We start from the raw sequence: 14,674 nt of genomic DNA on the forward strand, positions 1-14,674 counted from the left end.
GGCAAAAGATCACAAATTCGCTAACAACACTCCAAGCGCATTATCGATAAACGACCGGTCAGGCCGCGCCTTCAGCAATACCGTTATCCCGATTAACGAGACGACCAGGCTCTGGGCCAGAGCCTTGGCGTTAGTCTCTCTTTTTGTAGTTCGCCTGACCGTATGCCCCGCTCAATCGTTTCCTGGAACAGGCTGCCTTCCCCTTCGTATTCCTCATCAACTAAACCTTTAAAGTAATGAGTACGCTGTCGGAGTCACCACAAAAAACGCCCTTATGCAACGGAGCGATGAGCTACCATTGTGGCTAAGGGCGGGTAAATTGTGCTATGGGTGCTGGAAACAAGGTGATAGGTGGTGCTGCGTGGTACTTGCTTTAGTGAGGTTACTTAATCATTACCAGTGGGGTTCGGCATTAACGCCGAATCGATAACTTAGATACCATCGGATGTTGTGGGCAGCGTTTCCTTGCCCCGTCTGCCTATGGCTTGCCGCGTGCGGCTGATCGCTGACCATCGTCCGCCCCCCTGCCTGCAGAACAGTATGCCACTGCCAAACACTACAGCGCCTTGGAACAGTACATTATATTTGGAGCACTACACCAGCACGCTTCGGACTCCAGAGCCCTTATTTGGAAATCGCCTCATCTCGCGGGACGGACCTCAGTGACGTTATTCCACCATTTTGCTTGCTATCACCCGCTTTTTCGATCAAATAACGGAGCTACGGTCCATTAGGACAGCGGATGAGCTTTTTACTGCAAAATAACGTCTCCTCAGTCCGTTTAGAGCGCATGTGGAACAGTACGCTACCGGTAGAACTCCGCACACCCTCTGGAGCACAACCCTCGGAACACTACACAGCTGCTACAGAGTCACCTCAACCTTGACCGACTGGCGTCCGGGATAAGGCGGGAGGACATTGCCTTCAATCGGCTCGCCGTTGACGGTGATTTTTTGGACACCTTTGCTGACTTTACTGGCATTCGTAACCGTGATGTCGTAGACGCAGCCCCGGAAACGGCGTTTCACCGCGAAGCCCTCCCAATCCGCCGGGATGCAGGGATCGATGGACAAGCCCTCCAGCACCGGCTTCACACCCAATATATATTGGGTTGCAGCAACATACATCCAGGCAGCTGTTCCGGTTAACCAGGAGACATTGGCAAGGCCGAACTTGTCGGACTCCGGACCAAATAGGTTGGAGGCGTAGACGTAGGGTTCTGCTTTGTAGCGCCATAAGCCGGCCTTGTCCATGGCCACATTCGGCAGCAGCTGGCGGTAATATTTGTAGGCCAAATCGCCCCGGCCCAGCATGCACTCGGCGATTATCGCCCATGTATTCGCGTGGCAGAAGACTGCGCCGTTCTCCCCGGTACCCTTATTGTAGTTAGTAAGCGGATCGGCCGGGTCGGGGAAGGTGGTGATCGACGGGTGGATTTTTTTGATGCCGAGCTCCGTATCCAGCATCTCACGGACGCTGTCCATAGCCATCAGGCCTTTATCATGATCGGCCATGCCGGACAGGGTGGCCCAGGTCTGGGCGTTGAGCCAGATTTTGGCTTCGTCGTGCTCGTCGCTGCCGAGGAACCGGCCGTCGTCCATAATGGCCCGCCGGAACCAGCGTCCATCCCAGCCGGTGCTGTTAACCAGCTTACGCTGGGTCTCGTACATTTCGGCATATCGGATGGCATCCTCCGGTTGGCCGGCAGCGGCCGCAAGATCGATCATCCGCAGCAGTACCGTGCCTAGTTGCATCGATGTCCAGATGCTCTCGCCCCGCCCCTCGCGGCAGACGCGGAACAGCTGGTCGTTCCAGTCCGAACGCAGCATTAACGGGAAGCCACGCTCCCCCAGCTGGGATGCGGTAAAATCAATCGCCGCCTTCAAATGCTCATACACTGTGCCCTCGCCGCCGTCATAATAAGGAACTGTTGCCTTCAGAAAAGCGGCATTCCCGGTTTCCGCCAGCAAATCCCACGCCGCCAGCGCCGTCCACAGATGATCGTCGGAATGGATGCTCGTTACCGGCTCCCAGCCTTCGTTCGGGAAGAAATAATGGTTCACATGCCCGTCCCGGTACTGCTGGCCCAGCAATAGCTGTAATTTGTCAAAAGCCGCCTCCGTGTCAAACGGCACGACCGCCAGAATATCCTGCGCAGTATCCCGGTAACCTACCCCGCGGAATGTACCGGTGGCGTAAAAAGAAATATTCCGCGAAAACAAAAAGTTGCGGTGCGCCTGATACGGATTCCAGATGTTAATCATCCGCTCAGCATCCTGATCCGGCAGCCTGCTTTCCCATGCTCCCAGGTAATCTGCCCAGTTCTCCTGCAGCGCCCGGTAAGAGGCTTCCACGAAGCGGGCTTCCCGGGAATGGGCGATAGCCCGGGTAACCTCCTCCTCGTCTGCTGCCGTACCCAAAAAGACATTGACCGTCCGGCTCTCGCCCGGCGCAAGTGTCAGGTTGAACTGCAGCGCACCGCATGGGTCGCCGCCCATCAGCGTTGAACCGGTGCAGCCGCCATTTTCGATCGCCGCCGGGTTCGATTCACTGCGGTAACAGCCGATGAATTCCTCGCGGTCACCATCATAACCGGCAAGCGGTGTATCAGCAGCCAGGTAGACAAGCGGCGTCTCATCCGGCTTCGGCTGGTTCTCAACCCCGTAACGGTATACCAGCGCCTCATCGTCATGATACTGCACCGAGACCTGATGTTTGTTGTAGCACTGCCACTGCAGCTCACGCATAAACTCCATCATGCCGAACTCGGCATAGGCGTAGATTTTTAGCTCTTGCGGCGTACTGCCATGATTGGTCAGAGTCAAATTCCAGATCAGCGAGTTTTCATAGGGTCCGACGAAATACACCGTCCGCGCTGCGATATCCCCGCGCTTCGCCTCAAAACGGGTATATCCCATGCCGTGGGCACTCTTCCACTCCTCCGGTTTGTCCAGGGCGGGTTCGCTGGTCGGGCACCAGTAGCGGCCTGTGTCGGCATTTTGTATATAAATGTACGGACCGGAACGGTCCATCGGCAGGTGAAAGAAACGGTAGCGCGTGATCCGCCAGATCTGCGGGGACTTGTAAAAAGCCACCCCGCCGCCCGCATGCGACAGCATCGTATGAAAGGTGCCGTTCGACAGATAGTTCATCCAAGGCGTCGGCATATCATGCCTGTTGAAAACCACCTCCTTCTCTCCGTCCCTAAAGGTATAATACTCTTTTGGATCAGCATATTTGATGTTCTCCGTGTTCACGGGCTCCAGCTCCTTTGTCATCCAATTCAGATTATTTCGGCTCTACCTCGTCCAGGGTCAGGCGGTATTCCAGGCCCTTCATATAGCTGCCGTCTTCGTTCAAAAAAGTCAGGCCGAACGTCAGGTCGCCGTCACCTGCCTGCACGATGGCAATCAGCCGGTTGAGGCCGGATTGCAGGGTAAGTTCGCGTTCCGGCTCGGCAACAGGTGCGCCGTTCAAATAAATCTCGTAGGGCACGGTGTTGACGCGCAGGCGTCCCATGTGAAGCCGTTCCTCGGCTCCCGCTGCTTCCGGCACATGCACAAAACAGCTCAGAAACCAGGGAACCCCACCGGCATTTTGAATACGCAATGTGCCGTCTCCAGAGCGCCGCTCCTTTTTTTGCATCCAGCCGTACAGGCCTTCCCCCAGATTATTCAGCGAAAACGCAGGATCGGTGTAATAAGCCTTCATCTGCGCGTAATCAATGTAGGGCGGGCAGGGCAGCGCCATCATCGTCTCCACTGCCCACTCCCCGTCGCCCTTCACACTATCCAGCAGGCCGTCATCGAAAGACGCTCCTAGATTGGCGAGCAGACGGGTATACAGGCGCAGCGCCTTTTCGCTATCCGGATCCGTCAGCAGCTGAGAGCAGATTACAGAGCCCGCTCCGATCTTCATTTCGCTGAGGAAAGTTCCAGCCGGGCGGGCGCTCTTGCGGTTCAGCTCGACCAGCGCCAGACGGCTGTATTCTGCCGTGTACCCGTGAACGAAATAATCCTTCCAGGCCGTGCCTTCGACGCTCGTACAGAGCCTCCCGGCGTCCGGAATCTGCAGGCTGTTCCCGGCAAGCAGGGCGTTCCTGACCTCGCGTGGCGACAAGAATACTTTGTCAAAGCCGAACAGGTCGACAGGGCTGAACCCGCGCACGGCGGCGTAGCCGTAGTCCGCCGCCAAGTGATACGCCTCGTGCGGCTTCACGCGCACGGGGCGGTCCAGCAGGCGCCCAAGCGCCGCCTGCTGGCGTTCCTCCGCCGGCAGGAGCAGCACCTGCCCGCCGGCTTCCGCATGACGCCGCAGCGCTTCGGCAGCGCCCGGCGTCTCCAGCATGCAGGCTTCGGCCACGATCAGGCCGAAGTCCTGCAGCCCTTGGCGCGCCGCTCCGCCCGGCGCGCCAATACCTGCCGGCGCTGGCGATTCCAGCGCCGTGTACCGCAGCCGCAGCCTGCCGAGCAGGGCTGCGGCTTCACTTCCCGGCCGCACCAGTGCGGCGGTCGGCCTTGCAGGAATGCCGGCGGTGCCCCCGCCGGCGTAAACCAGCAGGTTCCGCAGCAGCAGGCAAGCCTGCGGAACCTGCTCCAGATTCGCCATCAGCTCCAGCTGGCTGGCGAGGAACAGGCCCGCTCCGCTGCGGTACTCCAGCAGCGGCGACCACAGATCGCCGCCGTCACCGAAATCGCCTGCGCTGCATTCCAGCAGCAGGGTGAAATCGCCGGCCGCCGGCTTCTCGAAGGCGGCGCGGATGATCGGCAGCGGTCCGTCTTCCCGCAGCTCCTCGTGCCAGAACATCAGATCCCCGTCGCCCAGCCCCTCCAGCACCGGGTGGAGGTAGCTGCCGGCATGGGCGCGGAAGAACGGCCGCCGCGAGAGCGGCAGCTTGCCCAGCGACAGCTGGTCCTGCTCCAGCAGCAGCAGCCGGCCGCCGCGTGCCACGAACGCCTTCAGCAGCGCTTCCAGCGTGCCGTCCTCATCCTTCGCCCGGCTGCCTACAATAAGCAAATAGTCAGCCGGCAGTTCAGCCAGCAAGGCCAGGTCTGCCCTTATGCAGCCTGGAACAAGCGGGAGAAGGTACTCATTATCGCGATCCGTTCCGCAATAGGCCACCCGCCGCTGAAGGTTCACCGGCTGCTGTAATAGGCTTGCGGAGACAATCCGGTATTCCTTACGCAGATCGTGCACCTGCCGGCCGCCGTGGAACAGCAGCGCCGTCAGCACCGCCTGCTCTCCAGAAGCAGCGGAAACCGGCATCCAGGTAAACGAAATGACCTCATGACCGGCAGGCTTCTGGAAGAAGCTGAAGCTCTGTTCATGAACCAGCTTGTTCCCTTGGCGGATTACCACATCCACCCGGACCTCCTGCCCGGAATAAGTATCGTTATAGACGTCGAAGCTGCGGGCAACCGGCTTATCGTCATAGAAGCAGCCGTTGTACTCGGCAGCGATAATCGTTGCCGGCTTCAGCGCCTCAGCCATAATGGCAAAAGCCGGATTGGACGAATACAGCGGATATTTCTCCGGCAGCAGGCCGTTATTGATCGTCAGGGAATAGGCGGGAACTATTGTTGGCTTCACCCCTGGTGATGCCGGGTCAGCAGGCGGCAGAGTGAGGTTCTCCTCCGGCATCGCCTGCATGAAATAATGGGCGAAATTGAAGGTAGAGATGCCGGACACTTCCTGCCGTCTGGCATACTCCACGAACAGCCGCTCCTTCTGCGCCAGTCCTGCGGTGCTCTCATCTGTTCCCCGGTAAACCTCAAGTCCGCTATACATGCTGCTGTTCTGCGGACAGATATACCACCAGCCGCCGTGCTCCCCGAAGGTCAGCGGCACACTCCGGTCCCACTGGCTGATCGTGCCGTCGATGTTGTAATGGCGGCTCTCCACCTCGGTATGCTCTTTGGACAGCAGCCGGTTGTCACCTTCGGCGATCACCGGCCGGGTCGGATCAAGCGCACGGATGTCGTCCATCAGACCGGGCATATGCTGCTTGAAGCCATCCCGTCCGTCCACCCAGCGCATTTCGTTCTGCAGGCTCCAGAGGATGACGGAGGGATGGTTTTTATCGCGTTGTACCAGCCGCCGCACATGCTGCCGGCAGTTCTCCACATAGTCGGGATGATCCGCCAGCATCGATTTGCCCGAGCCGTAGATCGCCGTCTCATCGACGATCAGCATGCCTTCTTCATCTGCGATACGCAGATAATCAGCCGGATAAGGCTCGGCATGCAGCCGGATGCTGTTGATGCCCACGCTGCGGCAGATGCGGTACCAGTTACGGATATAATCTTCTGTCATCTGCAGGGCGCCCTGAAAATGCCAGGAATCCCCGCGCAGATTGAGCGGAATGCCGTTCAGCATAAACTGCGGGCCTTCACACCAGAATTCGCGGAAACCGAATACCTGCACCTGCCGGTCAATGACCACTCCGCCTTCGAGCAGTTCCAGTTCCACAGTGTACAAAAACGGTGTATCCGGGCTCCACAGCTTGACATCGCTCCAGTCCAGATCGAAGGAAGCGCTGTACACTGTCCCCGTCCGCATGTTCTCACACCGTCTGAGCTTCTCCGCAGCCGCGGCATCGCCGCCAGACTCGGCGGGACATTCAGCGGACAGAACCAACCCCGATGAAATAGTGACTCCGGAATCCTCCGTCCCTTCCGGCCCCTCCACAGCCCGCCGCAGCACCCCCTTTTCCCGGATGCCCAATCTGACCGTCAGCGGGCCATTCACGGCAGTTGATTCCGCTGCGCAGGCCAGTGCCTTGACCTCAATCCGTCCTTCCCTGACAGAAGTGCGGATGGTTACATCCTCCAGCGACAGCACGGGATAACCCTCCAGATATACATCCTGCCAGATTCCCCGGCTGATTCTTCCATACCAGGAGCCCATTAGCCCGGTGATTTTGGACTGGCCGTTCGGAAGCGTCACGGTATCGAAACCGCTGCACACGACATGCAGATGATGCTCCCGTCCCAGCTCGACCAGTGAAGTAATATCGAGTCTCAGCGGCAGATATCCGTCCTCCCAGACGCCAACCTCCTGGCGGTCCACATAGATGACAGCCTTCTGCATGATCCCGTCCAGCCGCAGCACGATCCGCTGCCCGGCCATGCTCTCCGGCACCCGGAAGCTCCGGTGCAGCACACCTGCTTCAGCGGCATCCCACTCCTGCGGATACCCGTACAGGTCAAACGGAGCATAATCATACTCCGGAATGCTGCCGAAGCGCTTGCCGTCCGGCTGCGGATAGGTCCGTCTCCAGCTGGACGGGACCTGCACCTTGCGCGCTTCATACATAATCGTTTCAGGCAGCCTGCGGCACTGCGGCTGATCATACAGGGGCATGAAATCCCACTCCCCGTTCAGACAAAATAAATTACGCATGCTCTATCCCCAGCTTTCCTTTGGACAAATTCACCTCAAGCACAAGCTCCAGCCTCCGCCACAGCTCCTGGCCCACCGGCATTCCCTTCCATTTCAAAAAATGCGGCTCCATCACTTCCCCCCAGTTCACCGGACGCAGCGCCGTCTTCAGTTTCCCTTCATAGGGAGCCGGCTCCCAGGTGTCCGGCTGCTCCGCATAGAAAAACAGCACATTCTCATGCAGCCCGATGATGCCGTATTTATCCCCGTCCCCCGGACGTTCCTCCTGGTACTGGTAGTGGTAATAAATATAGCTGGCGGCCTCTTCAGGCTTCAGCATTGCAAGCCGCCCGTAAGGCACACTTTCCGGGTTCCGGCGCTCCCAGTGCTCCACTGATATCGGCTGCTGATAATGAAAAATATCCGTAAGCGGCGCCCAGCACCGCCCCCGCTCCCCGCCGGGCCACGCAGCAAGATGCTCCGCAGCTTCCGGCAATAAAGCTTCCGGTGCTGCTTCCGCCCCCAGGCATTCGTAATATAGAAACAGCTGGCTGCCGCAGGCAAACAGGCTTAAATGATCTACAGCAAGCCGCTCCATCGCCCCGCGAAGTGAAATCTGCAGCTCCCGGCTCCGGAAAAAAGCGGCGGCCTCCTTACCTTCCAGCCCTTCAGATCTGTACATACAACGCTTCATGCCGTACCTCCCTATGCTTAAGTTCACCTTCATGTTATCGCATACAACCCTTATCCGCCTTGACGATGGCGACCATGTTTAGCATGATAACGACATGGGCTGGTACAGCCATTTTCCGGGGCTCACCGTCCCGCCGCCCTGCCCTTTCTCATTTGCAAAAAGCGCCCTCCCCGCAGGAAGAGCGCTCACGAAGATTAAGGGTTTACCGAGAAGACAATGTCATCGAACAGCAGGTAGGAGAAGCCGCTGGTATAGAAGCCGACTTTGCCGGACGGCCGGTGGCCCGGATCGCTGCCCGTCAGCCGCGGAGAACCATCCACGAACACGGAGATATCCCCGTTCTTCACGGTCACCTTCACTGCATATTCTGTGTCCGGCTGCAGGTCATAGCCCGGCAGGACATTCTCGGTAAGCTTCTGCCAGGCCGTATCGTACAAGATCCAGGCCGAGGTTCCATCCGCCCGCGTGCGGTAGCCGATCCGGGTCGAGCCGGTGCTGTCCTGGCGGTCGAAGATGTACAGGATGCCATTGTCCGGGATGACGGACGGCGTCTTCAGCCTGAATTCCAGCTGATATGACGTAAAGCTGCGGTCCAGTAACGCCGTGGCGCCGTTCAGAAGCTTATAGCGGCGGTTCCCGTCCGGATCGGCGGCGATGCTGCGGTTAGGGTCGACCGGCCAGCCGTTGCCGCCGTTCTCGAAGTCTGTCTCATGCATAATGCTCGACACCGTTACGGTAATATCCGTCTTAATCAGCGGATCAGCCACAGAAACTGCCGTAATCACCGTCTCCCCTTCGTACACGGCGCTAACTACCCCTGCACTGTCCACGGTAGCCACTGCCGGGTCAGCCGACTGCCAGGTGACCGCCGTATCCGGCGTATCCGATGGATCGAAGCTGAGCTGCAGCTGCTTCTGTTCCCCGGCCGCGAGCCGTACTTTACTTTCCGCCGGGATAATCCCCGCTAAATCAGCTGTCAGCTCCTTGAACTGGATGTCATCGAACAGCATATGGCTGACATTGTTGACATAGAAGCCGACCTTGCCGGACGCATTGTGTCCGGGGTCATTGCCCTTCAGGCGGAACTCGCCGTCCAGATAGACGCTGATATCGCCGCCCTTCACAAGCATTTTGACTGTATATTCCGTATTCGGCAGCAGACCATGTCCGGGCAGCTTCACTTCCTTCAGCACCGCCCATGCGGAGTTGTACAGCAGCCAGGCTGAAGTTCCGTCCGCCCGCGTCTTGTAGCCGATCCGGCTGGAGCCGCTGCCGGACTGCCGGTCAAAGACATACAGCGTCACATTGTCGCCCATCGTCTCCGGAGTCTTCAGCCGGAAGCTCAGCTCGTACTCGGAGAAGGTTTTGGCGCTGAGTGAAGATGCCCCGTTCAGCACCTTATACCAGCGGTTGCCGTTAATTTTTTCAATGCTGCGGTAGGCGTCCTGGGTCCAGCCGTTCGCGCCGGATTCGAAATCCGTGAAGTCCATCACACCGTCGCCGGCCTCCACTGTCACCATAACGGTAGCTGTCAGTAGCGGATTCTCCGCCGACGCCACCGTAATGACCGTGCTTCCGACCGTTAAGCCGGTGACCACACCGCTGCTGTCGACAGAAGCAATGGAAGGATCAGCCGAGACATAGGTTAATGCCGGGTTATCCGCATTCCATGGGAGCACCGTCGTCCGCAGCTTCACCGTCTTCCAGCGGTCTACCGTAATTTCACTGTCATATACAGCCACACCCTGCACAGGCCGGCTATCCGGGCCGGTAGTGGTTCCCGCTTTGCCGTTTATACCAATGTCACCGAACGGTATGTCCGGGAAGCCGGGAATGGCAGTAAATACTTGCGCATCCGGCCGCAGCGACAGATCCCCTCCCGCCAGATCGGTGAAGCCGGGGTCTGTCGTAGTCACCCAGTTGTTCGCATATTGCAGCAGCCCGAATTTGTCATAAGCACCATATACATTGGTCGTTACGCTGCGGGCAAGCTGCGGGTTGTAGACCACATTCCCCTGGAAGGTGTTGGTGTCAGGATAATAGCGGTTCTCCGTAAAGAAATCCGCCAGCTCAGGGTATTTGGTCAAATACGGTGTGCCTGCAAAGTTATTGTTCGCCGCGAACAGCGCCTGCCATTTCGGCATGTAATTCAGCGGCACCTGATCATCCGGCTCATCGCCGAGGTACAGATCCGCGTAATCATAAGGAACCTTGCTGTCGACAAAAATATTGTTACGGGCCTGGATATGCGCGCCGCCGTTATTTTTGATAGCCGAATTGCCCATTTTATAAAAAATATTCTCGTCGATCGTCAGCCCCATCGTGAAGTTATCGGGGTACACGCCTTCTACTCCCGCTTTGCTCTCACCGATGTTATGAAAATAATTGCGCCTGATCACTGTCCCCCGCTGCTGAGGCGTCTCTCCCGCGTTCATGTAGATCGCCCCGAGATCCGAGAAGGTGGTGCAGACATCATAGATTTCGTTATATTCCACAACATGATCGTTGCCGAAAATCAGCACACCGGGATGGGGCGCATCATGCAGCTCATTGTGCAACATCCGGTTGCCGACCCCCGAGAGCAGGACACCGGGATTGTAAGCTTTGTGGTAGTAAGCAAAATCATGAATATGCGAATTCTCCACGCTGTTATTCGCCGGCTGGAGCGTCGTTTTGTCGCCTCCCGCCAGGGTAACCGCAGTGCCGCCGATATGATGGATATGGGTGCTGATAATGGCGTGATCCGTCCCCGGCGCACCGTCGAAATTGTTGTAATAGAACCGGCTTTGCGTATTGACCAGCACACCGCTGTTGGTGAAGTTGCGGATCTCGCTGTTCAGGATGCGCATATGACTGCCGCCCATGAACACAGCCGCCGAGTCGCGGCCGTTCTCCAGCACCAGCTCCGAGAAATCAATGTACGAAGCATTAATCGCGTTGATCATCGGCGTCTTCAGCATTGTCACTTCGATATCCGGGTCTGATGTAGCAAACTCGGCATTCGGCAGGAAGTACAGCTTGCCGGCCTGCCGGTCAATATAGTACTCACCGGGCATATCGATCTCTTCCAGCAGATTCTGCGCAAAATGGAAATCCGGATACCAGTTCTTAAATAAACCGCTCATTTCCCCGTACCGCAGCGTAATGGTCTTGGCGGCTGTATCAATGGATGCGATCTTGTTGTATGACCACTCCCAGCTGTAGCCGAACACGCCGTCCAGCCAGATATCATCGGCCTGCGTCCAATACTGAGGCCGGTCATACGTATAGGTAAAGGTGCCGCCGCGCGTATGCACTTCCCCGTTCGGGTCCTTCCGCGTCGGTCCGGGATCGATAATCTCATCCATCTGGACAGTGCCTTCGTTAGGCCAGCGGGCAAGCGTCATGCCTTGTCCGTTCACATACAGTTCCATCGGCGGTACCTCGCTCAGATCATTGGCCAGATAATAGCCATGGCGGCTAAGCTCACCGTAATCGGTGATCCCGAGTGCGGCGAGATCGGCAACCTGCACCTTGGTTCTCGCTTCCGGGCTGATGATCCGGCTGAGGATGGCCGAGTCCGTAACAGGCGTAAATGCTGACTTCGCCAGCTTCTCCGATCCCGTCAGCGTTACCGATTCACCCGGATAGGCGGTGTAGGTAACCGTCTTGCCGGCTTCGCCGGAATCCTGCTGGCCCAGCTCAAAGCTGGCCGTCCGTTCATACCGGCCTTCGCGCAGATACACGGTGACGCCGCTCGCCGGCAGCCCTTCACCCGCTTTCAGTGCACGGATGGCATCCCGCGCTTTCTCCAGGGTCAGGAACGGGGCATTTTGCGTCCCGTTGTTGGAATCGCTTCCATTTGTAGCAACAAAAAATGTTTTTCCGGCAGGCCCGTTCTCCGCTGATACAGAAGCAGCAAAGGGCAGATAGGGCGTTGTTAGAAGCAGAAGACTGGTCATAAGTGCGGCAAGCAACCTTTTTTTCACCATAGCTCCTCTTCCTTTCAGATGGGAATGTTGACGGCTCCGCCAGTCTATGCCTTGGCGAAGCCGCCCGTGAGCAGCAGGTTCTCCGGACTCCACGATGTTGCAGGTCTCTTGTCTACATTGAACTGTTAATCTAGCCCAAGCTTTAGCCTATACCGCCGCCTACTTCTTCAATCCTTTATCCTTCAGGAATTGTTCAAATTGTTTGGTTACTTCCGCGACGTATTTCTCTTCGCCTGCTTCCTTCAGCTTGCCGTAGAGTGCAGGCCAGGTTTCATCGAAATCAAGCGTACCGGTGACCAGTCCCCGTTTGTACTCTCCCCATACCGCGTTCAGGTTGGCGATTTCTGTATTGACCGGCTCGGAGTTGAATTTGAAGGCGCCGACTGGATTAACCTCAGAATCGGAATTGATCTTTTTCGTTTCCTCCCAGATGTTCTCCGGCTGTCCTTCCTTCAGATAAGAGTTGAATACGCTACCAAAAACCCAGTCCATGTTCGGCATATAGCGCGAATCCGCCAGCGGCTTGATGTAATCGCCTGTTGTCTTCTCATAATGTTCACCGGCAATACCGTTGCAGAGCAGATTGTACAGCTCCTTGTCGGTGTTCACCAGGTTGAGGAGCATCATCGCCCGTTCGGGATTTGGTGCCGTGCGGCTGATCGACTGGTTGGTTGTAGCCGAATATCCGTTGGAGAACCAGTCACTCAGCGGAACGGTGATGACTTCATTTCCGCCATTTTTCGCTTTAACCTCCGCTTCCACCCCAGGCTTCAGCGTTACGTTAAAGTCTACCGCGATCTGGCCTTTGGCCAGGTAATCGTTCATTTTTTCCGTAGCTGCATCCTTGTAAATATAGCCTTCCTTATACCATTTGCTGGCCAGCCGGAAATTGTCGAGCTCTTCTTCCGGATAGCGGTACAGCGTATAGGTCGGGTCATCTGTTTTGATATAGAAGTGGTCATCCAGCCCCGGAACTACCCAGTACTGGTCGTCATGTGACTGAGGATTGATAAATGAATTGCCGAATATGCCGAACGGAATGATACCCGGTTCATTTTGCTTGATTTGGGCCAGGAACGGCTCGATATCGGCGATCTTTTTGATGGAAGCGGTATCAAGTTTGTACTTGTCAGCAAAACGTTTCTGGATAATGAAGCCGTAGCGGGAGCCGTTAATCTGCTGGTTTGGAATGCCGTAGATTTCCCCGTCGACCGACAGACCGTCCCACATTACCTGCGGCACATCCGCCTTCAGCTCCGGCGCGTATTGATCAAGCAAGGCGTCCATCGGCTGAATCGCGCCTTTGCGTACCAGCTCCTCCGGTTTCAGCATGTAGCCGGTCCAGAGAATATCGAACTTCTCGCCTGCCGCCAGCACCGTGTTCATCTTCTGCACATAATCCCCGACCGCGACCGGCATCAGCTTGACTGTGGCGTTGATCTTCGATTTTACGATCTTATTGACTTCCTCCTGCACTTTGTCCTGATCAGCCTGAAGCTGTGACAGCGGATAATACCAGGTCAGTTCGACCGGCTTCAGTTCATCTGAGCCCCCCGAATCCGGAGCAGCGCTTTGAGCCCCTTCCGTGCCGGCCGGCGCAGCACTGTTTCCCCCGTTTCCGTTATTGTTGCCGCCGCAGCCGGCAAGCACGGACCCGGCGAGCAGACAAAGCGCCAAAACCCCAATCAGCCTCTTTTTCATGTGAGTGACCTCCTGTACTTAGTACATGTAATTGTATGTTAACCCTTAAGGGAGCCAACCGTAAGCCCTTTGACGAAAAAACGCTGGAAAAACGGGAAGATCACCAGCATCGGTCCCCCGGCCAGCACTGCAATCGCCATCCGCGCCGAACTGTTCGGGAAACTGCTTAAGTCGATGCCGAGCTGCCCTGTAAACTCTGAATTCGTGGTGAGGAACTCAATACTATTGAGCGTTCGCACCAGCAGCAGCTGCAGCGGTACTTTGTTCGGATCGTCGATGTACAGCATCGCGTTGAACCATTCATTCCAATAGGTAAACGAAATCAGCAGACCCAGCGTCGCCAGCGCTGGCGTAGACAGCGGGAGGATAATTTTGAAAAAGATGCGGAATTCCCGTGCCCCGTCCATTTTGGCCGATTCAATGATCTCAAGCGGAATTTTGGACATGAAACCCTTCATGACCATGATGTTGAACGGCGACAGCAGGATCGGCAGAATGAGCGCCAGCAGGCTGTCTTTCAGATGCAGATATTGCGTAATGAGGATGTAGGAGGGAACCAGCCCCCCGCTGAACAGCATCGTGAAAAATACATAAAACGTCGTCACCCGGTTGTACCGGTAATCCTGCCTTGAGATGACGTAAGCGGTCATTGCCGTCAGCAGCAGACCCAGCAGCGAGCCGATGATCGTCACCGTGAAGGTTACGCCGTAGGCACGGAGCAGAATATCCGGAGCATCCAGCAGATAGCGGTAAGCATCGAGACTGAACGAATGCGGGATGAACTGATACCCATTTTCTTTGAGCGACTGTTCATCCGTTAGCGACACGGCAATGACCAGCAGGAACGGCAGGATGACCGCAAGCGACAGCACGATGAACAGCAGGTTGATGAACAATTTGGAGAATTCGAATTTTTTTGGCACTTGAG

The 14,674-nt window shown here is 56.8% G+C and carries 6 protein-coding genes; all 6 read right to left on the bottom strand.

The window, feature by feature from the left end:
* Positions 1–863: 863 nt before the first annotated feature.
* Entirely contained in the window at positions 864–3,257 is a 2,394-nt protein-coding gene (locus tag ACX1DY_RS09040) for a GH36-type glycosyl hydrolase domain-containing protein (RefSeq protein ID WP_458963844.1), read from the bottom strand.
* A gap of 31 nt (positions 3,258–3,288) precedes the next feature.
* Positions 3,289–7,401, bottom strand: a complete 4,113-nt coding sequence (locus ACX1DY_RS09045) for a glycoside hydrolase family 2 protein (protein WP_458963845.1) — start codon at positions 7,399–7,401, stop codon at positions 3,289–3,291.
* Entirely contained in the window at positions 7,394–8,074 is a 681-nt protein-coding gene (locus ACX1DY_RS09050) for a hypothetical protein (RefSeq protein ID WP_458963846.1), read from the bottom strand. The genes ACX1DY_RS09045 and ACX1DY_RS09050 overlap by 8 nt, the downstream gene beginning before the upstream one ends.
* Before the next feature lie 194 nt (positions 8,075–8,268).
* Positions 8,269–12,045: an Ig-like domain-containing protein gene (locus tag ACX1DY_RS09055; RefSeq protein ID WP_458963847.1), complete on the bottom strand. Its 3,777-nt coding sequence runs from the start codon at positions 12,043–12,045 to the stop codon at positions 8,269–8,271.
* A gap of 159 nt (positions 12,046–12,204) precedes the next feature.
* On the bottom strand, positions 12,205–13,746 hold the full coding sequence (locus ACX1DY_RS09060) for an ABC transporter substrate-binding protein (RefSeq protein WP_458963848.1): 1,542 nt from the start codon (positions 13,744–13,746) through the stop codon (positions 12,205–12,207).
* Positions 13,747–13,784: 38 nt separating this feature from the next.
* Positions 13,785–14,669: a carbohydrate ABC transporter permease gene (locus ACX1DY_RS09065; protein WP_458963849.1), complete on the bottom strand. Its 885-nt coding sequence runs from the start codon at positions 14,667–14,669 to the stop codon at positions 13,785–13,787.
* Positions 14,670–14,674: the final 5 nt, after the last annotated feature.

Source organism: Paenibacillus sp. BAC0078 (genome assembly GCF_054483875.1).

Bases quoted from the DNA above. Each gene is read 5' to 3' on its own strand.
- ACX1DY_RS09045 (WP_458963845.1), bottom strand. From the start codon at position 7,401: ATGCGTAATTTATTTTGTCTGAACGGGGAGTGGGATTTCATGCCCCTG.
- ACX1DY_RS09050 (WP_458963846.1), bottom strand. From the start codon at position 8,074: ATGAAGCGTTGTATGTACAGATCTGAAGGGCTGGAAGGTAAGGAGGCC.
- ACX1DY_RS09055 (WP_458963847.1), bottom strand. From the start codon at position 12,045: ATGGTGAAAAAAAGGTTGCTTGCCGCACTTATGACCAGTCTTCTGCTT.
- ACX1DY_RS09060 (WP_458963848.1), bottom strand. From the start codon at position 13,746: ATGAAAAAGAGGCTGATTGGGGTTTTGGCGCTTTGTCTGCTCGCCGGG.